This is a genomic window from Marinomonas sp., assembly GCF_965225885.1.
Lineage (GTDB): Bacteria > Pseudomonadota > Gammaproteobacteria > Pseudomonadales > Marinomonadaceae > Marinomonas.
This window is the reverse complement of sequence record NZ_OZ245329.1, coordinates 2,497,128-2,520,371: the sequence shown is the minus strand read 5'-3', so window position 1 is coordinate 2,520,371 and position 23,244 is coordinate 2,497,128. Positions and strand designations below refer to the sequence as shown.

General features: G+C 43.6%; 20 protein-coding genes and 1 other RNA gene. All 21 read right to left on the bottom strand.

What is annotated here, in order from left to right:
• Window positions 1-115 precede the first annotated feature (115 nt).
• The 21 genes from lpxC to ACO05V_RS11820 all read right to left on the bottom strand — a co-directional run bounded on the left by lpxC (window position 116) and on the right by ACO05V_RS11820 (window position 23,244).
• Complete coding sequence (gene lpxC / locus ACO05V_RS11920; RefSeq protein WP_421851489.1) at window positions 116-1,033, bottom strand: UDP-3-O-acyl-N-acetylglucosamine deacetylase; 918 nt, start codon at window positions 1,031-1,033, stop codon at window positions 116-118.
• A 105-nt stretch (window positions 1,034-1,138) separates the two neighbouring features.
• Entirely contained in the window at window positions 1,139-2,368 is a 1,230-nt protein-coding gene (gene ftsZ, locus ACO05V_RS11915) for a cell division protein FtsZ (protein ID WP_421851486.1), read from the bottom strand.
• Between the two features lie 39 nt (window positions 2,369-2,407).
• Window positions 2,408-3,682, bottom strand: a complete 1,275-nt coding sequence (gene ftsA / locus ACO05V_RS11910; RefSeq protein ID WP_421851483.1) for a cell division protein FtsA — start codon at window positions 3,680-3,682, stop codon at window positions 2,408-2,410.
• A 75-nt stretch (window positions 3,683-3,757) separates the two neighbouring features.
• Window positions 3,758-4,438, bottom strand: coding sequence for a cell division protein FtsQ/DivIB (locus ACO05V_RS11905; RefSeq protein ID WP_421851480.1), 681 nt, complete (start codon window positions 4,436-4,438; stop codon window positions 3,758-3,760).
• 3 nt (window positions 4,439-4,441) lie between these two features.
• Window positions 4,442-5,395, bottom strand: a complete 954-nt coding sequence (locus ACO05V_RS11900) for a D-alanine--D-alanine ligase (protein WP_421851477.1) — start codon at window positions 5,393-5,395, stop codon at window positions 4,442-4,444.
• A 1-nt stretch (window position 5,396) separates the two neighbouring features.
• Entirely contained in the window at window positions 5,397-6,818 is a 1,422-nt protein-coding gene (gene murC / locus ACO05V_RS11895; protein WP_421851473.1) for a UDP-N-acetylmuramate--L-alanine ligase, read from the bottom strand.
• Complete coding sequence (murG, locus tag ACO05V_RS11890) at window positions 6,815-7,888, bottom strand: undecaprenyldiphospho-muramoylpentapeptide beta-N-acetylglucosaminyltransferase (protein ID WP_421851470.1); 1,074 nt, start codon at window positions 7,886-7,888, stop codon at window positions 6,815-6,817. Before murG ends, murC begins: the two co-directional genes overlap by 4 nt.
• Window positions 7,885-9,078: a putative lipid II flippase FtsW gene (gene ftsW / locus ACO05V_RS11885; protein WP_421851467.1), complete on the bottom strand. Its 1,194-nt coding sequence runs from the start codon at window positions 9,076-9,078 to the stop codon at window positions 7,885-7,887. The genes murG and ftsW overlap by 4 nt, the downstream gene beginning before the upstream one ends.
• On the bottom strand, window positions 9,075-10,424 hold the full coding sequence (gene murD / locus ACO05V_RS11880) for a UDP-N-acetylmuramoyl-L-alanine--D-glutamate ligase (RefSeq protein WP_421851464.1): 1,350 nt from the start codon (window positions 10,422-10,424) through the stop codon (window positions 9,075-9,077). The genes ftsW and murD overlap by 4 nt, the downstream gene beginning before the upstream one ends.
• A 9-nt stretch (window positions 10,425-10,433) precedes the next feature.
• A complete protein-coding gene (mraY, locus tag ACO05V_RS11875; protein WP_421851460.1) occupies window positions 10,434-11,516 on the bottom strand; it encodes a phospho-N-acetylmuramoyl-pentapeptide-transferase in 1,083 nt (360 codons plus the stop codon).
• Between the two features lie 14 nt (window positions 11,517-11,530).
• Window positions 11,531-12,877, bottom strand: a complete 1,347-nt coding sequence (locus ACO05V_RS11870; protein WP_421851457.1) for a UDP-N-acetylmuramoyl-tripeptide--D-alanyl-D-alanine ligase — start codon at window positions 12,875-12,877, stop codon at window positions 11,531-11,533.
• The gene (locus ACO05V_RS11865; protein ID WP_421851453.1) at window positions 12,867-14,333 is read right to left on the bottom strand and encodes a UDP-N-acetylmuramoyl-L-alanyl-D-glutamate--2,6-diaminopimelate ligase; all 1,467 of its coding nucleotides are present in this window, start codon (window positions 14,331-14,333) and stop codon (window positions 12,867-12,869) included. The genes ACO05V_RS11870 and ACO05V_RS11865 overlap by 11 nt, the downstream gene beginning before the upstream one ends.
• Entirely contained in the window at window positions 14,334-16,097 is a 1,764-nt protein-coding gene (locus ACO05V_RS11860) for a peptidoglycan D,D-transpeptidase FtsI family protein (RefSeq protein WP_421851450.1), read from the bottom strand.
• Window positions 16,094-16,372 (bottom strand): cell division protein FtsL, encoded by a 279-nt coding sequence (ftsL, locus tag ACO05V_RS11855; protein ID WP_421851447.1) that lies wholly within the window; start codon window positions 16,370-16,372, stop codon window positions 16,094-16,096. Before ftsL ends, ACO05V_RS11860 begins: the two co-directional genes overlap by 4 nt.
• Window positions 16,365-17,303 carry a 16S rRNA (cytosine(1402)-N(4))-methyltransferase RsmH gene (rsmH, locus tag ACO05V_RS11850; protein ID WP_421851443.1) on the bottom strand — a complete coding sequence of 313 codons (939 nt, stop codon included), beginning with the start codon at window positions 17,301-17,303 and terminating at the stop codon, window positions 16,365-16,367. Before rsmH ends, ftsL begins: the two co-directional genes overlap by 8 nt.
• Window positions 17,300-17,755: a division/cell wall cluster transcriptional repressor MraZ gene (mraZ, locus tag ACO05V_RS11845; protein ID WP_421856949.1), complete on the bottom strand. Its 456-nt coding sequence runs from the start codon at window positions 17,753-17,755 to the stop codon at window positions 17,300-17,302. The genes rsmH and mraZ overlap by 4 nt, the downstream gene beginning before the upstream one ends.
• A 316-nt stretch (window positions 17,756-18,071) precedes the next feature.
• Window positions 18,072-18,420, bottom strand: an RNA gene (rnpB, locus tag ACO05V_RS11840) — RNase P RNA component class A.
• Window positions 18,421-18,506: 86 nt separating this feature from the next.
• Entirely contained in the window at window positions 18,507-19,814 is a 1,308-nt protein-coding gene (locus ACO05V_RS11835) for an ATP-binding protein (RefSeq protein ID WP_421851440.1), read from the bottom strand.
• A 6-nt stretch (window positions 19,815-19,820) separates the two neighbouring features.
• Window positions 19,821-20,519, bottom strand: coding sequence for a response regulator transcription factor (locus ACO05V_RS11830; protein ID WP_072840568.1), 699 nt, complete (start codon window positions 20,517-20,519; stop codon window positions 19,821-19,823).
• A 209-nt stretch (window positions 20,520-20,728) separates the two neighbouring features.
• Complete coding sequence (locus tag ACO05V_RS11825; RefSeq protein ID WP_421856946.1) at window positions 20,729-22,027, bottom strand: adenylosuccinate synthase; 1,299 nt, start codon at window positions 22,025-22,027, stop codon at window positions 20,729-20,731.
• A gap of 38 nt (window positions 22,028-22,065) precedes the next feature.
• Window positions 22,066-23,244, bottom strand: coding sequence for an ATP phosphoribosyltransferase regulatory subunit (locus ACO05V_RS11820; RefSeq protein ID WP_421851437.1), 1,179 nt, complete (start codon window positions 23,242-23,244; stop codon window positions 22,066-22,068).

The window sequence follows — 23,244 nt, the reverse complement described above, 5'->3', positions numbered from 1 at the left end:
TGAGACAGTCTATCATGGTAATGTGTGACAAAACATGAAATATCAAGGACCTAAATACAAAAAAACCAGACATATAGTCTGGTTTTTTATATTTCGATCAAGAATTAATCACTTACTAAGCACTGACGAAAGCAGGCTCTACATAAGAAATTGGCGTCGTTTGTGCTTCGTCTTCGAAAACAACATATTCCCAAGCATCTTGATGTTCTAGCAAGGCAAGCAATAGCTTGTTATTCAATGCATGTCCAGACTTGTAAGCTTTATATTCACCAATCAAGCTATGACCAAGAAGATATAGATCACCAATCGCATCCAATACTTTATGGCGCACCAATTCGTCTCGATAGCGCAAGCCTTCATCGTTTAGCACACGGTAGTCATCAAGCACGATGGCATTTTCCATGTTTGCACCACGAGCAAGGTTGTTGTTTTTAAAGTATTCAAGATCTTTCATGAAACCAAATGTTCTCGCACGACTAATTTCTTTTACGAAAGTGGTCGTTGAGAAATCAAATGATGTACTTTGAACATCTTCGCCAATAGCAGGATGTTGAAAGTCAATCGTGAAAGACAAGCGAAAACCTGAATGAGGCTCAAGAGAGGCAAACTTATCACCCTCATCCACTCTAATAGGTTTCTTAACTCGAATAAATCTTTTCGGTGCATTCTGAGCTTCCAAACCAGCCGACTGCAGAAGAAAAACAAAAGGACTAGCACTTCCATCCATAAGAGGAATTTCACTAGCACTTACTTCTACATAAGCGTTATCAACACCCAAACCAGCCATTGCAGACAACAAATGCTCTACAGTACTAACCTTCACATCACCCTGACATAAAGCCGTAGCAAAATTTGTTGATCCGACTGCTCGCGCATCACCATGAATCTCTACAACCGGATCCAAGTCTGTACGAACAAATACAATACCTGTATTCACTGGCGCAGGTTTCAGTGTCAAATACACCTTCTCGCCAGAGTGTAATCCAACTCCAGTTGCTCGAATAATGTTTTTAAGTGTGTGTTGGCGTACCATTATATTCCTACATTTTTATGACTGGATACTATTCTTTACAAATAGTATCAATAACACATTTTTTATACAATCCAACATCTTGATATCACATCGTTTTTACTAAAACTAATCAGCTTGACGACGCAAAAATGCCGGAATGTCCAAATACGATAATTTATCGCCACTTGAAATAGAAGCAGAGTCGACAGACTCCTTTTTTTCATCCAAGCTTTTCTCTACCACTTCAGCCTTCACATGATGTGCAGGCTTAGGCGCAGATTGAGCAACAGTCATTTTAGTGTTATCACTTTCAACAACTTGCTCTACCTTTGCCATAACCGGTTGAGAGACAACAGATTCACCAACAGCAGACTTCATTTCAACTGCAGAGCGACCCTCTAAACCAGTTGCAACCACCGTGACTCGCATTTCATCCCCTACACTAGGATCAATTGCACAACCAATCACGACAGTAGCATCTTCCGATGCATATTCTTCAATAATTCCACCAACCTCGGTAAACTCAGACAAACCAACTTCTTCGTTTGCTGTAATGTTTACAAGTACACCGCGCGCACCTCTAAGATTAATGTCTTCAAGCAATGGATTGTGTATTGCAGCCTCAGCAGCCACCCTAGCTCTATCCTCGCCAGATGCAGACCCAGTACCCATCATCGCCATACCCATTTCAGACATAACCGTTCTTACATCTGCAAAATCGACGTTGATTAAACCAGGTCTCATAATCAAATCTGTAATACCCTGAACCGCATTAAACAAAACATTATTTGCTTCGCCAAACGCCTTCAGTAATGAGATATTCTTACCTAAAACTGGCAAAAGACGCTCATTTGGAACGGTAATCAAAGAATCGACATTTTCACGCAACTCTCTAACGCCCTCTTCAGCAACTCTTGCACGACGACGACCTTCAAAAGGAAAAGGTTTAGTAACAACCGCCACCGTTAAAATACCCAGTTCACGCGCCACCTTGGCAATAACTGGCGCAGCACCTGTACCCGTTCCACCGCCCATGCCAGCGGTGATGAATACCATGTCTGCACCCGTTAACAACTGAGTGATTTTTTCTTGATCTTCTAAGGCCGAATCCCTACCCACTTCTGGATTTGCTCCAGCACCCAACCCTTTAGTAATGGTTGAACCTAACTGCAAAGACACTCCGGTCTCAAAACCTATCAGCGCTTTAGAGTCGGTGTTGGCACAAATAAACTCAACACCTTCCAATCGGTTTTCAAGCATATGACGCACAGCATTGCCACCACCACCGCCTACACCAATCACTTTAATAACAGCATTATCTGATAAATTATCTTCGGCTAAATCAAAGACATTCATGGGCTTATCGCTCCTCAATAAATTCACAATCAATTCTGACTAAATATAACTCTGAAACCAGTGTTTTAATTTCTGCCATGCCTTCGCTGCACTGAAGGATGGCCCGATTTCTTTTTTAGGAGCCAGAACTGATGCTTCTCGTTTAGTTTGCGTCTTGGACATCATCCGCTTCGAGATCTCGGTTACTTCAGCCTCTTTACTACCATAAGCCAATAATCCAACACTTGTTGAATATATAGGGTTATCGACAATGTCAGACATTCCTTTAGTACAATCTGGTAAGGATAATCGAACTGGCATCTGAAATACCTTCTCAGCCAACTCCGCCGCACCTTCCATAAGCGACGTACCACCAGTAATTACAATACCTGCAGGGATACGCTCCGCATAACCACTACGCCTTAATTCATCCAGAATTAAATTATAAATTTCTTCATATCTGGCCTCAACAACCTCTGTCAAAGCATGACGAGTGATTGATCTTGGCTGACGATCACCAACACTTGGCACTTGAAGAACCTGATCTGCCGATGCCATAGAAGACATGGCACATGCATATTTCACTTTAATTTCTTCCGCATGCTGAGTTGGCGTGCGTAAAGCCATTGAAATATCATTTGTAACCTGATCACCAGCCACTGGAACCACCGCTGTATGATGCAAAGCACCATCAATCCAAACAGCAATATCAGATGTTCCTGCTCCGATATCAATCAAGCAAACACCTAAATCTTTTTCATCTTCACTAAGTGAAGATTCACTAGAGGCAAGCTGAGATAAGATGACACCATCCACACCCAAGCCGCATCGCTTAATACACTTCTCAACGTTCATCACTGCGTTAACAGCACCAGAAATCAAATGCACATTTGCCTCTAGTCGAACACCAGACATACCAAGAGGATCTTTAATTCCCTCCTGAGAGTCGATGTGATACTCCTGAGGCAAAATATGAAGCACACGCTGATCAGAGGAAATTGGCACAGCTTGTGCCGCATCAATAACTCGATCTATATCTTCTTGTTGTACTTCACCGTTTTTAACGGCAACAATGCCATGAGAATTCAAACTACGAATATGGCTACCAGCAACACTGACGTAAACAGAATGTATGTTACATCCCGCCATCAACTCAGCCTCTTCAACTGCACGTTGAATAGATTGAACTGTTGACTCAATGTTGATTACAACACCGCGTTTCATGCCTTTTGAACTATGAGAGCCAATACCGACAATTTCCAAACTACCATCAGCTAGAACTTCGCCAACCAAACAGATAACTTTCGATGTGCCTACATCCAAACCGACTATCATTTCACCTTCCCGGCATTGCGTGTTGTTTCGAAAAAACCGCCTTTGTTGTTTAAAAAAGCAACAAACAGGCCAATATCACTTATTTTTTTTCCAACCAACGGCCACCCCATGAGGATAGCGAGCGTCGACTGACGTTATCTGGTCTATTCTACCCGATAAATCACCTTTATACACCGCTATAAAGCGCTGCAATCTTTCTAAAATCTCTTCTCTACCCAGCTTCACCGCTACCCCATTGGTAAAAATGATACTCCACGCCCCTCTTGGCTCTAAAGTAAGAGTTGCGACACGTAAAGACGTTGAGGCTAACACCTGACTAATCAAGCCAAATTGCTCAAGCACAACATCACTTGAGTCCTCAGGTCCATACAACCTAGTAAGCGGCAAATCTGGCACCTTAGGCGGCGTAATAACTACCGCCGAGGTGGATATCAATTGCCCATCCCCCCAGTATGCAAGAGGCATATGCTCGTGAACAACCACCTGCAAGGTATTTGGCCAAACTTTACGAATCTCTGCACTTGCCACCCACTCTGATGACAAAACCGTAGCTAAAGCATCAGACAAAGAGACACTTAGGAGGCTTTCACCAAGCAAAGAAGAGTAATCCGATTGCAACTCTTCTTCAGTTGCATATTTTAGATCACCTTTAATCTCGATCTTCTGAATAGCAAACCAGGTTTCAGGCGAATCATCCCCCTGAAAAGTGGCCAACAATATCAACAAGACCGCCCCAATCAGTGCCGCTATCCTCATAAGTTAATTACGCCCTACTTTATCCCAAGCATTTTGCGCAATTTTTTCTACCAATGAAGCATAATCAATTCCGACATATTTAGCCGCCATAGGCACCAAACTATGAGACGTCATACCTGGCGCGGTGTTAACTTCTAACACCCAAAACACACCAGCCTGATCTCGCATTACATCGACACGCCCCCAACCTGAACAACCCAACGAGCGATAAGCATCAAGCGCCAACATTTGCAGCTCATTTTCATCATCCTCGCTTAAACCACAAGGCAACAGATATTCTGTGTCATCCGCAATGTACTTCGCCTCATAATCATACAATTTATGATCCGGAGCAGGCTTTAAGCCTATTGGCGGATACGCTACGTCATCGATTACCGTAATGGTAAATTCAGGACCATCGACAAATTCTTCAACCAAAATATCCGAATCATATTCAAGCGCCTTCAGAAGAGCATCATCAAGTTCTGCTCTATTCATAGCCTTGTTAATCCCGATAGTAGAACCTTCCCTAGAAGGCTTAACGATCATTGGATAAGACATTTGCTCCTCAATCACATCCGCATCCGCATGATCAACAAAGGACAAATAAGCGGGAGTAGGAATTCCAATACCATGCCAAAAACACTTGGTTAAGACTTTATCCATCGCCAAACCACAAGACAAAGGCGAACTACCTGTATACGGCTTACCAAACATTTCTAGCAAAGCCTGAACTCGACCATCTTCCCCTTCTCCACCATGCAGCGCAATGAAGGCAAGATCAAATTCAATAGACTGCAACTGCACAATAGGATCAAATGCAGCATCAGGGCCGTAAAGATCCAATTCAACCACCTGAAAACCTTTTGAGCGCAATCCTTCGGCAACCAAAGGCCCGCTTTGCATTGACACCTCACGCTCTGCAGAACGACCACCATAAATCACAGCGATAACTGACTCTTTAAGTGCTTTTGACATATTAAATACCGCTCACTGATAAATTCTTCGAAACCATACCGATGTCGCCAGCACCTTGCGTAATCAGCAAATCCCCTTCACGTAAGACATTACTCAAAATAGAACGCAGATCCGCTTCACTCCCAACATGGATAGGATCAACATTACCGCGCTGACGAATACTGCCACACAAAGAACGACTATCCGCACCATTGATAGGCGTTTCACCAGCCGAGTAAACATCCAACAAAAGTAAAACATCTACCTGAGAGAGAACCCTGACAAAATCTTCGTACAGATCACGAGTTCGGGTATAGCGATGCGGCTGATACACCATCACTAAGCGCTTTTCAGGCCAACCGGCACGAATCGCCTTAATCGTTGCCAACACCTCACTTGGGTGATGACCATAATCATCAACAAACATCACACTTGAACCATTAGGAAGCTCCAGTGGTTTTTGCTCTTGGAAACGACGCCCCACACCTTCAAACCCCATTAGACCCGCCTGAATAGCCGTTGCCTCAACACCTAAATCAGTGGCAACAGCAATCGTTGCAAGCGCATTGAGAACGTTGTGACGACCCGGCATAGGCAAGCGAATTTTCAGTGGCTCTCCCTCAGGACGATGCGCCAAAAACTCACAATAGCGACCAGTCTGTACGATATCTGTCGCATAAAAGTCCGCTTCTTGATCAATGCCATAAGTTAAAACTGGACGACTCAAGGAAGGCAGAATTTCACGAACATTTTCATCATCTACGCACAAAACAGCCAAACCATAAAACGGTAGGTTATGCACAAACTCTATGAAGGTATGTTTAACCTTTTCAAAGTCACCACCATAAGTATCCATATGGTCTTCATCGATATTGGTTACTATCACAGTTTGTGGCTGTAAATGCAGAAAAGACGCATCACTTTCATCCGCCTCAGCCACAAGATAAGCACTGCTGCCCAACTGTGCATTTGCTCCGGCGCTGGTTAAACGCCCACCAATTACAAAAGTTGGCGCCTCACCAGTGGCCGCCAATATAGAAGCCATCAAGCTTGTGGTCGTCGTTTTACCATGAGTACCCGCAACAGCAATACCATGGCGATAACGCATCAACTCAGCTAGCATTTCCGCCCTACGAACAATTGGCACCCTGTTTTCTTTGCCCCAGATGATTTCTGGGTTTTGATCATTTACAGCCGTAGATACAACAATGACATGAGCGTCATAAACGTTTTCTTCTAAATGCCCTAGATAAATCTTGATACCCAATTCTTCCAAACGCTCAGTGGTCGATGACGCTTTTAAATCAGACCCTGAGACTTGGTAACCTTGGTTATGTAACACTTCAGCGATGCCACACATACCAACACCACCAATACCAATAAAGTGGATATTTTGAATACGACGCATCGTAGGAATATCGTACTGAGCTTTAATATCAATCATGATTTTATTAACCTTAAACAATGTGCAACAACATCTTGTGTTGCATTGGGATGAGCAACCAATTTAGCCTGCTCCCCCATTTTCAATAATGCCTCTTCACCCTCGATAAACTCAGAAAGCAAAGAAATGATTCTTTCACAACTTAACTGTGGTTGTGGCAACAAGTAAGCAGCCCCAATTTTTTCTAAATATTGCGCATTGGCTGTCTGATGATCATCTATCGCATGTGGATAAGGCACCAAAATAGAAGGCAAGCCAGCGACAGCCAACTCACTCACTGTCATAGCGCCAGCTCGACACAACACAATATCAGCCCAGTAATATGCTTGATCCATATTATCTAGGTATGCCTCAACACGAGCATCTACGCCAGCCTCTCTATAAAGTGCCAATACTTCGTCATAGTTGCGAATACCAGTTTGATGCCAAACATCTAAACGCTGAGAAAAAGACCATTTCGTTAGAACTTTAGGCATAACATCATTAATTGCTTTTGCCCCCAAGCTCCCACCGACAACAAGCAAACGCAGCGGTCTTGCAACACCACTTCTTGATATCCGAACACGCTGTTTCAAGATATCACTTCGAATAGGATTACCTACGCTAACTGCATTAGGAAACGCACCATCGAAAGCCTGTAACGTTAAGTTCGCGACTTTAGAGAGTAGTTTGTTCGTTGTTCCCGCAATGGCATTTTGCTCATGCACTACTAACGGAATACCTAAAAGCTTAGCCGCTACGCCACCAGGGCCAGCAACAAACCCCCCCATACCCAGGACGACATCAGGTTTAATTTTTTGTAAAACCGCCACAGCTTGACCAATAGCATGCAAGATTCTAAAAGGGGCCACTAAGAGACCCAATACACCTTTACCTCTTACACCTTTGATAGATAAAGAATGCAATGCAATATCATGTTTAGGCACAAGGGTTTCTTCCATCCCTCCTTTAGAGCCAAGCCATTGAACCTCAACACCTTTATCTTTAAAACTTTGAGCACAAGCTAATGCTGGATAAATATGACCACCTGTTCCGCCAGCCATTATAACGACTCTTTTAACATCGCTCATTTTTCACTCTCTTTCATTTTCGCCGACCCACCAGAGTCACCACTCATCTCAGCTCGTCTATTCTCGATATCGACACGCGCCACAACAAACAAGCTCCCCAAGGTAATTATCAGGCTACTACCGCCATAACTAATCAATGGCAAAGTAAGCCCCTTGGTTGGCAAAAAACCGGTATTCACGCCTATATTGATAATGACTTGAGCCAGAATCAGAATTGAAAAACCAAAACACATATAACCGGCAAACGGTCGAGATAACGTCATGGCTTGACGACCAATTTTAAAGGCACGAGCAACCATGAGCGCAAACAAGCATATCAGCAGCAAACCGCCAAACATTCCGGTCTCTTCAACCCATATAGAAAACACAAAATCTGTGTGTGCTTCTGGCAAATAAGATAATTTTTGAACACTATTTCCCAACCCCAAACCAAACCACTCACCACGCCCGTAAGCAATTAAAGCCTGACTAAGCTGATAACCTTCATTAAAAGGATCAGCCCAAGGGTCTATAAAGTTCATCAAACGTTTTAAACGATAACTTTCGGAAATAGCAACAACACCCAACATTGAAACCGCACCAACCATCAATAGCAAAAACTGATACAGAGGTGCGCCACCCAAAAAAAGCAATACCATCACGGTACCCAGCAACACGACTGATGCACCGAAATCCGGTTCAAAAAGCAAAAACAAAAGAAAAATACTACAAAGGCATAGCGGGAGCACGAAACCAACCCAACCCTCTCTAACGCGGTCAGCCCTTCGCACCAAATAACCGGAGACATAAACCACCATACAAACTTTAGCGACTTCTGATGCCTGAAGGTTAAAGACCACTAAGTTAATCCAACGGCGACTGCCATTTACACTTTTACCTATACCTGGCATCAACACAAGAATGAGCAAGATGAGAGATAATCCCATCATCAAAATACCCCATTTATGCAACTGACTTGTCGGTAATGACAATAGAACCCAACCTGAAATCAAACCGATAATTAGATATAGAGCTTGTCGCACCATAAAAAAGTAAGGATGACCGTGAATATTTTCAGATATAGAAATAGAAGCACTTGAGACCATAACCATTCCAAGTGCAAGAATGGCCACTACAGAAGCAATGAAAACCGCATCAACCTGAGCAAACTCACGAATAGAAACTCGGTCAAATACCTTCAACCATTTCATAATTCATTAACCAATCGAGCAAAGTGCTCACCGCGTACTTCATAATTCTTATACATATCTAGACTAGCGCAAGCAGGCGAGAACAAAACAACCTCTCCTTCTTTAGCATCTTGTCCAATGCTAGCTACAATTTGATCCAAGGTTTCAAAACGCTTTACTTCAGCATCAGCGGGTAACACTTCAGCAATTCGTTCAGCGTCTTTGCCAAACAAATATGTAGTGCGTACAAAATCATTTACGGAGTTCGCAAGCGCTCTAAAATCCGCACCCTTTCCTTCACCACCAGCAATAAGCAAAATATTCTTAGTCGCAGAAGAGCCTAACCCTTGAAGCGCAGCTAAAGTTGCCCCCACATTCGTGCCTTTTGAGTCATTAATGTAAGTTACCTCATTACGCACACGAACCGTTTCACAACGATGAGGCAAACCACCAAACTCGCTCAATACTTTAGCAATAGACTCAGACATAACCGCCACACCAAGCAACTCTAACATTGCCAAGGCAGCCAGAACATTGGCATGATTATGAGTTCCCTTTAACGCGATATCGGAAGTATGGTAAAGACGTTCAACCCCCTTACACAACCAAGCCCCATCACCGTCTTCAAGCATGCCATATTCTTTCAAATCAGGACTTTTTGTTGTAAAGGCACGAACCGGCACACCTTCAGCCAACAATGGCGCTGTTAAGATATCTTGCTTGTTACAGACAGCCGCTTTGCAACCTCGATAAACCTTTTGCTTAGCGCGTTGATATTCATAAAGATCTTTATAACGATCCATATGATCTTCGGAGACATTGAGAAGACAAGCCAAATCGGCTTGTAGTGCGTGCGTTGTTTCAAGCTGAAAGCTAGATAACTCAAGCACATAAAAATCGGTATTAGGAGATAATAAATCTAAAGCTGGCAAGCCCAAATTACCGCCAGCTTTTGCATTTTTTCCACTCGCTTGCAGCAACAAAGCCACTAACGTGGTAACGGTACTTTTGGCATTAGATCCAGTAATAGCAACAAAAGGCGCATCGACATAATCACAAAACAAATCGATGTCACCACGCATGGCCACGCCACGCTCAGCTAAGCGAGCCAAAACAGGTGTGCGCAACGCAATACCCGGACTAACGAAGAGCTCAGTCACCCCGAGAGTTTCAAGCACTTCTAAGTTGCCAGTAAAAATTCGCTCTGCTGGGCAAAACTCTTTCGCCTGCTCCAATCCAGGTGGATTCTCACGAGAATCCACCACATAAAATTCAATTCCCTTGCTCGCTAAAAAGCGCACGCAAGACAAGCCTGTCGCACCCAAGCCGACAACGGCTCTTACCCGATCTGACCCGATCAACGACATGCAAAACTCCTAACGTACTTTTAAGGTGGCAAGACCTACTAATACAAGACATACAGTGATAATCCAAAAGCGCACAATCACTTTAGGCTCAGCCCAACCTTTTAATTCAAAATGATGATGAATCGGCGCCATTCTAAATATTCTTCGCTTGGTTAACTTATAAGAAGCAACCTGCAAAATCACCGACACCGTCTCCATTACAAAAACACCGCCCATAATAAACAGCACCAATTCTTGGCGAACGATAACGGCAATGGTTCCCAACGCCGCCCCCAAAGCCAAAGATCCTACATCGCCCATGAAAATTTGTGCAGGATAGGTGTTAAACCATAAGAACCCTAAACCGGCTCCCGCAAGCGCAGCACAAAATACCAGTAACTCCCCTGAGCCATGCACATAAGGAATAAGCAGATAATCCGCAAATCGAATATTACCCGTTAGATAAGCAAACACACCAAGCGCCCCACCCACCAACACAGTTGGCAGAATCGCTAACCCATCCAAGCCATCCGTTAAATTCACCGCATTACTTGTGCCGACAATAACAAAATACGTCAGCACAATAAAAAACATACCTAAAGGAATCGCTACATCTTTAAAGAGAGGCACAATCAAAGCTGTTTCAGCAGGCGTACTGGCGGTATAATACAAATAAAATGCAGCCGCCAAACCGAATATACTCTGCCAAAAATATTTCCATCGACCAGGAAGACCACGTGGATTTTTCTCAACCACTTTACGATAATCATCAACCCAACCAACAACACCAAACGCCAACATAACCAATAAAACAACCCAAACATATTGGTTACGCAAATCCCCCCACAAAAGGGTACTAACAGAAATCGAAAAAATAATAAGCGCACCACCCATGGTTGGCGTTCCCGCTTTTGCTAAATGGGTCTGAGGCCCATCACTACGAACGGCCTGACCAATTTGCAAGCGTTGCAACAATACAATAACCTTGTTGCCAATCAATAAAGAAATAGCCAACGCAGTGAGAACACCTAAGATGGCACGCAGAGACAAGTAGTTAAATACCGTAAAAAACGTATGGTATTTACTCAAATAAGCCGTTAACAGAAGTAACATTGGTAAGGAATATCCTAATTAATTAATGCTTCAATGACATTTTCCATTTTAGCGGAACGAGAACCTTTCACTAAAATAGCGTGTTTTTTATCTAGCGGACGAACTACTGTCGCCGCTTCATTATGAGTATTACAAAAAATAGCGTTACCACCTTTACTCCTAAAAGCAGCACCGGCAATACCCGCTACGGGACCGACGCAAATCAAATACGAAATACCTTTTTCTTTAGCGTACATCCCTAAGCCGTGATGAATCTCATCTCGCTGAGCACCAAGCTCCCCCAAAGCGCCTAAAATCAACCAAGTTTCTTCAACTGGCTGCATAGCAAGCACATCGATAGCCGCCTCAACAGATTTTGGGCTGGCATTGTAACAATCATTGATTAATAGAGCGCCATTTTTTGCTTTAAGGCGCTCTAATCGCCCCGAAACCAATACTGGGGCGGCTAATTTACCAGTCGCTTGCTTAAAATCAATCCCCATGATTAACATTGCTAAAACAACGGCCATACCATTTGCAATTTGATGTTTACCAGCACCTGCAACAACAACCGGTAATGAGTCGCCATCGAAATGAAATACGGCTGAACTAGACTCAGCACCCAGCTCAATATCAGACGCATAAAGGTCTGCAGATTCAGCAAAACCAAAGGAATAAACCTTACGATCTCCAGCCAAACCACACCAATAATCAAAGTACATGTCATCAGCATTGAGAATGACACTAGCATTAGGTGAAGAACCAGAAATCAAAGCACCTTTTTCTTTGGCAATACTTTCAAGACCACCCAGCCCTTCAAAATGACTTCCGCTGGCGTTCGTTAATATCACTATGTCTGGAAACGCAATGTTCGCCAGTAGTGGAATTTCACCAGTAAAACTGGTGCCCGCCTCGATAACAGCCAGATCGTGACCAGCATCTAACTCAAGGAGTGTTTGCGGCACACCGATTTGATTGTTCAAATTGGCGCGTGTTTTTAACACATTTTTACCAGTGAGGGACTGCGCCAACCAATCTTTTACGGTTGTTTTACCATTGCTGCCAGTAATACAGACAACTGGCCCTTTAAAAGCGTCTCGAATCAAACGGGCAATCGAACCATAAGCCGATGTTGTATCAGCCACTTTGACATAATTAATACCATCAAGAATGCGATCAGACACAACAGCAATAGCGCCATTCTGAATAGCCTGATAAATATAGTCGTGCCCATCAAATCGCTCACCCTTCAAGGCAACAAAGACACAGCCTGAGGTTATTTTTCTCGTATCAGTAACAACAGCGCTTAATGCACAATCTTCGCCAATAAGTTGACCGCAACAAACTTGAGCAATATCTGAAAGGCTAAGGTTAATTAACATAAGCCCCCAACGCTTTCAGCGCTTCTTCTTTGTCATTAAAATGATGCTTAACTCCTTGAATGTCCTGATAAGTTTCATGCCCTTTACCGGCAATAAGCACCACATCATTGGGGCTAGCAGACAATATAGCCTGACAAATAGCCACTCGACGATCAGGTTCAAAGCTAAACGGCTCATCTTCGCTTGTTTGCGCCAAAACATCGGAAAATATTTGCTCTATCGACTCTGTACGAGGGTTATCTGACGTTAACCATACATAATCAGCATTTTGCATTGCCGCCGCCATCATCAAAGGACGCTTACCTCGATCTCTATCGCCGCCACAACCAAATACACAGATTAACCGACCAGACGTGTGCTCTTTCAATGCCTGCAAAGCGACCTCCAAGGCACCTGAAGTGTGTGCAAAATCAACAACAACAAGAGGCGCATTTGGCATCTGAACTTTATCCATACGACCAGGCGCGCCACATAAAGTAGATAGTCCATTTATTAAAGTCGATTTATCATCTACTCCATACCAAAGACTCGCCAATGCTGCCAAAGCATTTTGCACATTAAAACGCCCCAACAAAGGCAAAAACACAGGCACTTCACCTTCAGGATGACATAGAATAAATCGACACCCTGTCGGCTCAAGAGCTAGCTGTTTCACATAAAAATCAGCCTGCGGGTCTTGCTCACTGTAATAATGACAATTAGAACCAACCGCACCTTCCGCCATAAAACCAGCGTAGCTATCATCAAGACAAAATACAGAATGCGATAAGCTATCAAAGGTAAATAAACGCTGCTTAGCCAAAGCATACGCATTCATATCACCATGGTAATCAAGATGGTCCCGAGATAAGTTTGAAAAAACAGCAGTTTGAAAAGGAACCCCTTCAACGCGTCCTTGATCTAAAGCGTGAGACGACGCCTCAAAAGCAACAAAGTCTACACCTACTTCAGCCATGCCCATCAAGGTTGAATGTAACGAGAGAATATCCGGTGTTGTTTGCTTAGCCTCAGACAAATGATCTAAGGGTCCAACCCCGAAAGTCCCAACTAAGCCACTAGAAAAACCGATATATTTGGCCAGTTGAGCAATGTAGAAACAGATAGAAGATTTACCATTGGTTCCTGTGACTGCAACCATCCGCTGTGGCATACGACCAAAAAAACCATGCAGACAAGCAACCAACAGTTTAGCAGGATCATCAACAAAAATGAGTTCAATGTCACCGCGCTCCAAACTCAACCGAGAAGGGACAACAGCCACTTTACAACCCAATGCGACAACCTTATCCAAATAATCCCAACCATTTGAAGCCACGCCCGGCAAAGCAAAAAATACACAATCCCGATCAACTTTACGACTATCCGTTTCTAGATGGCTATATAAAGCAGAATGCGGATTACCCTCTAAAGAGTAACCCGCTAAATTAAGTAGTTGAGTATGCGTTAATTGCCCCATCTAACCACCTTGTACAACTTGATAAGGAACCTTTTTAGGTTCTAAACGAACTTCTCTGAGCCCTTCCGGCAAGTCAGGATATATATTCAAAGTCGTTAACGCCCCCTCCATCACACGCGAAAACACCGGTGCCGCAACCTCACCACCATAGTACTCACGACCTTTCGGGTCATTGATCATTACCACCATTGCTAATCTAGGGTTTGACGCCGGCGCCACCCCTGCAAACAAAGCAATATATTGGTCGTATTCGTAACCTTTAGAACCCACCTTATGAACCGTACCCGTTTTACCTGCGACACGATAACCTGGAATTTGTGCTGCCTTACCTGAGCTACGCTGCACAACAGACTCCATCATTTTCACAACATCATGAGCCACTTTGGGTGGAATCACCTGCTTACCATCAGCTGGCGCATCTTGCTTGAAGATAGTAACCGGAACTCGATAACCACCATTCGCCAACGTCATATAAGCTTGAGCAAGCTGCAAAGTAGACACCGATAAGCCATAACCATACGACAAAGTAGCAATCTCTGATGGATGCCATTTAGGGTGAGAAGGAAGCACGCCGGAAGCCTCACCAGGAAAACCAATACCAACTGGCGAGCCTATACCTAATTCATAATCCATATTCCAAACAGCATCCTGAGGAAGCGACAAAGCAATTTTCGACGCCCCTACGTTACTCGACTTAATTAGCAGCTTTTCAAAATCGATCACACCGTAATTAGCCGCATCACGAATAGTAAAACGCCCAAAACGCAAATAACCAGGAGAAGTATCAATCGTTGTTTCTGTCGTATATTGGCCTGACATTAGCGCTGCTGAAATGGTGAACGGCTTCATGGTAGAGCCTGGCTCAAACAAATCGATTACCGCACGATTACGCAACTCTTCATATTCAAGTTTAGAACGGTCATTCGGGTTGTAAGATGGCTGATTTACCATCGCCAAAATCTCACCAGTTTTAACGTCTAAAATCACTGCTGACGCAGAAGTCGCGCGATGCTCAGTTACGGCTGCTTTAAGCTCTCGATAAGCCAAATATTGCAACCTAAGATCAATACTTAATTCAATATTTTCACCGGGATGCTCCGCCTCCTCCACACCAACACCACGAATGATATTGCCAGAAAGATCCTTCACATAACTTCTACGTCCAGGCTGACCTTCCAAAGCTTGATCATAAGCAAGCTCAATACCCTCTTGGCCTTTATCATCGATATTGGTAAAGCCAACAACATGTGACGCCACTTCACCAGCAGGATAGAAACGCTTGTATTCTTTGGTTTTACTCACCCCAACAACATTAGCCGCCATAATGGCATCTGCTTCATGAGGTGGAATTTGACGCCGAAGATACATAAAAGAGCGAGTTTTGTTGGCTTCAAATTTTTCTTGTAACCAAGCCCGACCAACACCCATCACCTCTGCTAGACGCTTAATCTCTTCTTCTGGACCAATTTTTAAAGAAGGGTCGCGAGGAATTTTCCATAACGCCTTCGGATTGGCAATTATCGTCCAAGTTGGTGTACTAACAGCCAAAGGCTCACCACGACGATCCAAGATCATACCTCGGGTCGCTGGAATAGCTTCCGTGCGTACAGCTCGGATCTCGCCTTGGTTTTGTAAAAATGCCTTATCAACTACGGTCAAATAAAATAGTCGACCGCCAGCAACAAGAAACAATAGCAAAGCGACGCCATAGACAAATCTAAAGCGCCATTTTCCTGGGATGTGAACACTATTATCAATATTCATGGCTTCACTATTATCAGTTCATCCTGAGAGGGTGCATGCATGTTTAAATCTTTAATGGCCGCCTGCTCTAAGCGACTAGGCTGGGTTAGTGCACTCTGCTCAAGAAGCAACTGGCCCCACTTCACCTCATAATCCACTTCGTCTTGCTTCAACGTCTGAAGGTAAGAGAAGTCTTTTCTAAAATCGTAAACCTGAATAACAACAGCGATTGAAACAATCGCCAAAACCACAACACCAATAGCAAATACTAATGGCGTAAAACGAGCCTTAATCACTGACCCGCTCCAAAACGCGCAGAACAGCACTGCGAGATCGCACATTCTCACTCACTTCAGATTGAGATGGCTTAATCGCCTTACCGACAGTCTTAAACTTAATATCAAGATGTGCGTTTCGAATTGGCAAATGCCTTGGCAGATCAGGCCCTTTCGCTTGCAATTTCATAAAGCGTTTAACGATACGGTCTTCAAGAGAATGAAAACTAATGACCGCTAATCGACCACCAACCTTCAGAGCTTGCGCAGCAGCATCAAGGCCAACCTCTAGATCACCTAATTCATTATTGATATAAATTCGAATACCTTGGAACGCCCGAGTAGCTGGGTTTTTGCCCTTCTCCCAAGCAGGATTCGCTTCCGCAATAACTTTTGAAAGCTGAAGCGTGGTTAGGATTGGCGTATGGGAGCGATATTCACAAATAGCTTTAGCGATACGACGAGAGAATCTTTCTTCGCCGTATTGATACATGACATCTGCCATATCTTTTTCGCTAACAGTGGCAATCCACTGGGCAGCACTTATACCCTTATCAGGATTCATCCGCATATCAAGCGGACCGTCATTCATAAAACTAAAACCGCGTTCGGCGTCATCAATCTGAGGAGAAGACACACCCAAATCCATCATCACGCCATCGACCCTATCAACACCAAACACATCCGCAATATGTTCAGCCATGTTGGCAAGGCTATCTTGCACGATAGAAAAACGTGCATCCTCTTGCTCTAACAACTTGCCATGACCAATCGCTACAGGGTCTTTATCGAACCCCAGTAAGCGCCCCTTATCCAATCGATCCAAAACCAAACGAGTATGCCCACCGCGGCCAAACGTCCCATCGACATACAGGCCATTAGTATCGGTTACTAGCATATCGACGGACTCATTAAGCATGACGCTTATGTGTTCTGCCATCGTCTTTGTCATAAAGAAATATCCATCATGGTTTCAGTTTGTAAGTCCTCAAGAGCATCTTGGGACAAATAATCTTCGCGCTGCGCTTCCCACTCTTCTTGGCTCCAGATTTCTAGCTTTTTACCTTGACCAAGAATCGTTAATTTTTTATCTAACCGAGCAAATTCACGTAGTGGTGCAGGTAATAAAATCCGACCCGCTTTATCCACTTCCAAATCAGTCGCATGGCCAACCAAAAGACGCTGTAAGCGCCGAGCCTGTGGCTGAAACGTTGGCAACTTATCTAGTTTTTGCTGAATTATTTCCCACTCAGACAAGGGATAAAGCAGCAGGCATCGAGAAACAGGATCAATGGTTACAACCACACCATCTTCGTCATATTGAGCAAGATCATCGCGTAAGCGTGCCGGAAGCGACATTCGCCCCTTCACATCTACACTCACCTGATGAATCCCACGAAACATTGCCATATCCCACTTATCGACACTTTATCCCACAATTTAACACTATTTATGAAAAAGAGTAAAAAAAAACCAACCAAATAGACAAAAATAGATGCAATGATTTTGTAAAGAGGCAAAAAAACAGAGAAATAGAGAGGCTAAAACAGAAAAGAAAACTAAAAACGACACTTTTTAGACAAAAGAAAGCCATTCACAGAAGTGAGCACGAATGAGAAACAGAAAAATTAAATAGATATAGAAATGCAATAAAGCAGAAAGCACCACTAAAAATGGCACGTTTAAAACAAAAAAGGAAATCAAATATTGGGATGGGGGAATCGCAAGTTGGCCGATAAGCCGGGTTCTGTCGTGGACAGTCATTCATCTAATACGTACATCACTGCACGTCTTTAGCAACCTACCCGAACTCAGCGCGGGTCACGCCAAAGAGTTCCTATTTGGTCTTGCTTCAAGTGGGGTTTACCTTGCCACGAACTGTTGCCAGTCGCGCGGTGCGCTCTTACCGCACCATTTCAACCTTACCGGCAGTAAACTGCTTAGGCGGTGTATTTTCTGCTGCACTTTCCGTAGGCTCACGCCCCCCAGGCGTTACCTGGCACTTTACCCTGCGAAGCCCGGACTTTCCTCCCCTCAATACATTGAGCGGCGACTGCCTAGCCAACTTGCGAGGGGCATACTACTTATCTATAGAGACAATAACAAGCGTTTTATCAAAAACAGAAGTTCTTCTTAAAATACAAAAAACTCAAAATCAAACAATAGGCAACTGAAAACAAACCTCCAGACCACCTTCCTCTCGATTCCTAGCTGTAATATGCCCCTTATGAGCTCGAATAATACGCTGAGAAATTGTAAGACCTACTCCAAATCCACCACTATTCGCCTCCCTCGCTTCGGACGAGCGATAAAAAGCGTGAAAAATTTTCTCTAGCTTATCGTCAGAAACGCCAGGACCATTATCACGCACATAGATAAAAGCCGTCCCGGCTTTTTCTTGTGTCTCGACTTCAATAACGCCATTACAACCAGCATAAAAACAAGCATTTCGGAGCACATTCTCAATAGCATGACGTAACTGAAGGGGATCGCCCAATATCATTTTTGGTACACGACCAATCTTAGAAACAGATATTCCCTTCAACTGACTTTCAAAGCTAACATCCGCAACAATTTCACTTAACCACTCCTGAAGATCCATCTCCTCTTTTACTAGCGAGGCCGCCTCTAATCTACTCAAGGTAAGAACCTGACCAATTAACTCATCAAGCTCATGAAGCTCAGTACGAATGCGGTGTAAATACCCTTTCTGAGCCTCCATAGCGTACTTATCCTCCGCTATGGTCAACGCAACTTCAATTCTTGCCAGCGGCGTCCTTAACTCATGGGAAACATCACGCATAAGCCGCTCTTTCGATGAAAGCAATGTGTCAATCCTGACAGCCATCTCATTAAACTCTCGCGCCAACTTACCAACCGCATCACTTCTTCTAGCCAGCTTATTTTCAACCCTAGCGGTCATATCACCTTGACCAAAAGAACGAGCCACCCTCTGTAATTTAAGTAATGGGCCCAACAACCAATAAGCCAACACCCCGCTTGAAACAAACAACCCTAACAAAGAAAAGCCCACAACCGCTTCCGGAGCAAGAGAATTGATTTCAGGATTAGGCTTAAAAATCAGCAAATACTGAACGTTATTGCCACCAATAACCTGAATAAACTGACTATGCAGAAAGTCCGCAGCTGGCTTTGTAGTTACATTAGGCGCATTTTGTTCTTTAAAATTACGCGGTAAAGGCTTAAGAAGCGGACGCCCATTTTCTTGATACAGATAAATAGTACCGGACAGCCGCTTTTCTGCTTTTTTAGTTTCCTCCTGCAGAGAGGTAATACCAAACTTTTCATACCCAGCCACCAACTGAACACCAACATCACCCAGCAAATCAGCAGATACCTGGTTACGCTTCTGGATAAACTGCACCATCCCTAAACCAATACTAACGACGACAATATTGGACAGTAACACCACCAGAAACACACGCAGAAAAGTATTTTTCATAGAAAACTAAGCGCCTTGCTCATTTGATACAAAAATATAACCTACACCACGAACGGTTTTAATTCGAGGATCGCCATTTTCTAAATTACCAATTTTTTTACGTAAATTACTAATATGCATATCCAAACTTCTATCATACATAGTCAATTTACGACCAAGAGCTTTCTCCGATAGCTCTTGTTTTGTTAATACCTGACCTGGTGCCATCAACATACACTCTAACAAAGTATATTCAGATGTCGTCAGCTCAACCAACTCACCTTCTAGGTAAACCGTACGATCCTTACGGCGCAACAAAACACCAGAAAGATCAATATCAGCAGTAGGATCATCCTCACGCTCTTGACTAGCTCTACGCAAAATCGCTTTAATTCGAGCTAATAACTCACGCGGATTAAAAGGTTTAGATAGATAATCATCTGCCCCCATCTCCAAGCCAAGGATACGATCTATATCATCACCTTTTGCGGTTAACATAATTACAGGCACAGAGCTTTTATTACGAATCTGCTTTAATGTTTCAAAACCATCTAATTCAGGCATCATTACATCGAGAATAATAATATCAGGCATATCTGCTGCCATAAGCTCTAATGCTTCACGACCATTCCAAGCATGTGCCACTTCATAGCCTTCGCCATCAAAGTACTCTTTAATTAAATCCGATAAACGAGCATCATCATCAGCAAGCAATAACTTAACCATAAATATTACCTCTCATTTTTTTCATTATTTAGCAGGCAGTTACACCGCCTTAAATTCAATTGTAAATATTACCCTAGCGCCAGACAAACTCCTCCCCCTCTTTTCACTCTATTTACAAAGAATACTAATATGATGAACTTAGCTACCTATAAAAACAAAAAAAGCCGCACTAAGAGGCTTTTCCTAGAGATACATTCAGCAATACAGGCTTATTGCTTAAAAGGATCACGAATCACAATGGTTTCATTTCGATCTGGACCAGTTGAAATAATATCAACCGGCACACCAACCTGATCCTCTAGGAAGCGAATATAATCCTGAGCATTTTTTGGTAATGCATCAAAACTTTCCGCACCCACGGTAGATTCAGCCCAACCAGGCAATTCAACATAAACCGGCTTAGCCTTCTCATAGCCTTCGCTGTCAACCAAAGATCCCGCGACAGGATTGCCACTTTCATCTGCGTACGAAACACAAACTTTAATGACAGAAGAGCCGTCAAGCACATCCAACTTAGTCAAACAAATGCCAGAAACAGAGTTAATTTGAACCGCATGACGCAACGCCACCGAATCAAACCAACCACAACGGCGCGAGCGACCAGTCGTTGCACCGAACTCATGACCACGACGACCCAAACGCTCGCCGTCTTCGTCAAAAAGCTCCGTTGGGAAAGGGCCAGAACCCACTCGAGTGGTATAAGCCTTCGTAATACCAAGTACGTAATCCAGGTACAAAGGACCGAAACCAGTACCCGCCGGAGCACCACCCGCCGTTGTATTTGAAGACGTCACATAAGGATAAGTGCCATGATCAACATCCAACAATGAACCCTGAGCACCTTCAAACATAATGTTCGCACCCGCTTTACGCAAGTCATGCAACAAAGTAATGGTATCAGCCACCATAGGACGTAGGAATTCTGCCATTTCTAAACCAGCAGCATAAACCTCATCAAAAGAGATAGGCTCAACTTTGTGATACTGAGTTAAAACAAAGTTGTAATACTCAAGCACCTCTTTAAGCTTAGACGCGAAGCGCTCAGAATCTAACAAATCACCAACGCGAATTGCACGTCGAGCCACTTTATCTTCATAGGCCGGCCCAATACCACGGCCAGTTGTACCAATTTTCTTCTCACCTTTAGCAAGCTCACGAGCCTGATCAATAGCAATATGATAAGGAAGAATCAATGGGCAAGCAGCACTAATTTTTAAGCGATCAACTGCCGGAACACCTTGCTCAAGCAATTCAAGCACTTCAGTTTTCAACGCCGCAGGAGACAACACAACACCATTACCGATAATACACTGAACACCTTCTCGCAAAATGCCAGAAGGTATCAAATGCAAGACTGTCTTCTTGCCATCAATAACCAAAGTGTGGCCTGCATTATGACCACCTTGAAAACGTACAACTGCAGCAACATCTTCAGTAAGTAGGTCTACAACCTTACCTTTACCTTCATCGCCCCATTGAGTGCCTAGAATAACAACATTTTTACCCATAATTTCAGGTCTCATTTAGATAGTTCTTAAAGAAAAGTCTAGCTATGAATCGGCATCAACTGCCAAGCTTCATCAACAAATTCCAGCTTAAAATCAGCATCTCCTGTGTAGAAATCATCCAGAACCTCTACCACTCGATATCCCTCAGCGCGCAGGGAATTCGCTTTCTGCCAAAGCCCATCACTTGAGCAAATTGGCGACAGAACAGTTTTTGGCTTATTGACCACGATATCAGCCAAAGCAACCAGGGCTTTCACATCCGTACTAAAACCTGTAGCCGGACGAGACCGACCAAACACTTGCCCGATATTGTTATAACGTCCACCACGAGCAATAGCATTACCATGACCGGGAACATAAGCTGCAAACACAACACCAGTATGATAACTATAAGAAACTAAATCACTCAGATCGAAATGTAGCCCGACCTTAGGGAAGCGCTGACAAATGGAATCACTCACCTTTTGCAATAAGACAATAGCATCACGAATTGACTCATTGATACTGCCAAGCAAATCTGTCGCATGTACCAATACTTCTTTACCACCACACAAACGCGGCAAACCAACTAGCCACTGTTTTTGAACATCTTGCAAACAGCTAAGCTCTTCAACATATCGGTCAAGCTCAGGCAAGTCTTTCGCTTTATAAAGTTCAATTAACTTACTTTCTTGATCTGCATTAAGATTACAAGCAGCAAGCACACCACTCACTACATCAACATGCCCAAGATCAAGAACAAGATTGGACAAACCAGCTGCAGATAAGGTTTGCAACATCAAGGACAAAACCTCAATATCACTTTCCACACAGCCATGACCATAAATTTCAGCCCCTAACTGAATAGGACTACGAGTACCATCTAAGCCTGCAGGCATTGTTCTTAGCACACTGCCGCAATAACTCAAACGCTGCACACCATCATCTTTAAGACAATGAGCATCAATTCGAGCAACTTGGGATGTAAAATCGGCACGAATACCTAAAAGACGACCCGATAACTGGTCAATCACTTTAAATGTTTCAATTTCTAGATCTGAGCCTGCACCCGTAAGAAGGGAATCCAGATACTCTAAAAGAGGAGGTATTACTAATTGATATCCCCAACTCTCGTGGAGATTAAGCAGAGTTCTTCTAAGGTGCTCGATCTTTGCGGCCTGTTCAGGCAACGCTTCATCAACGCCCTCAGGAAGCAACCAGCGATCTGCTAATGACAT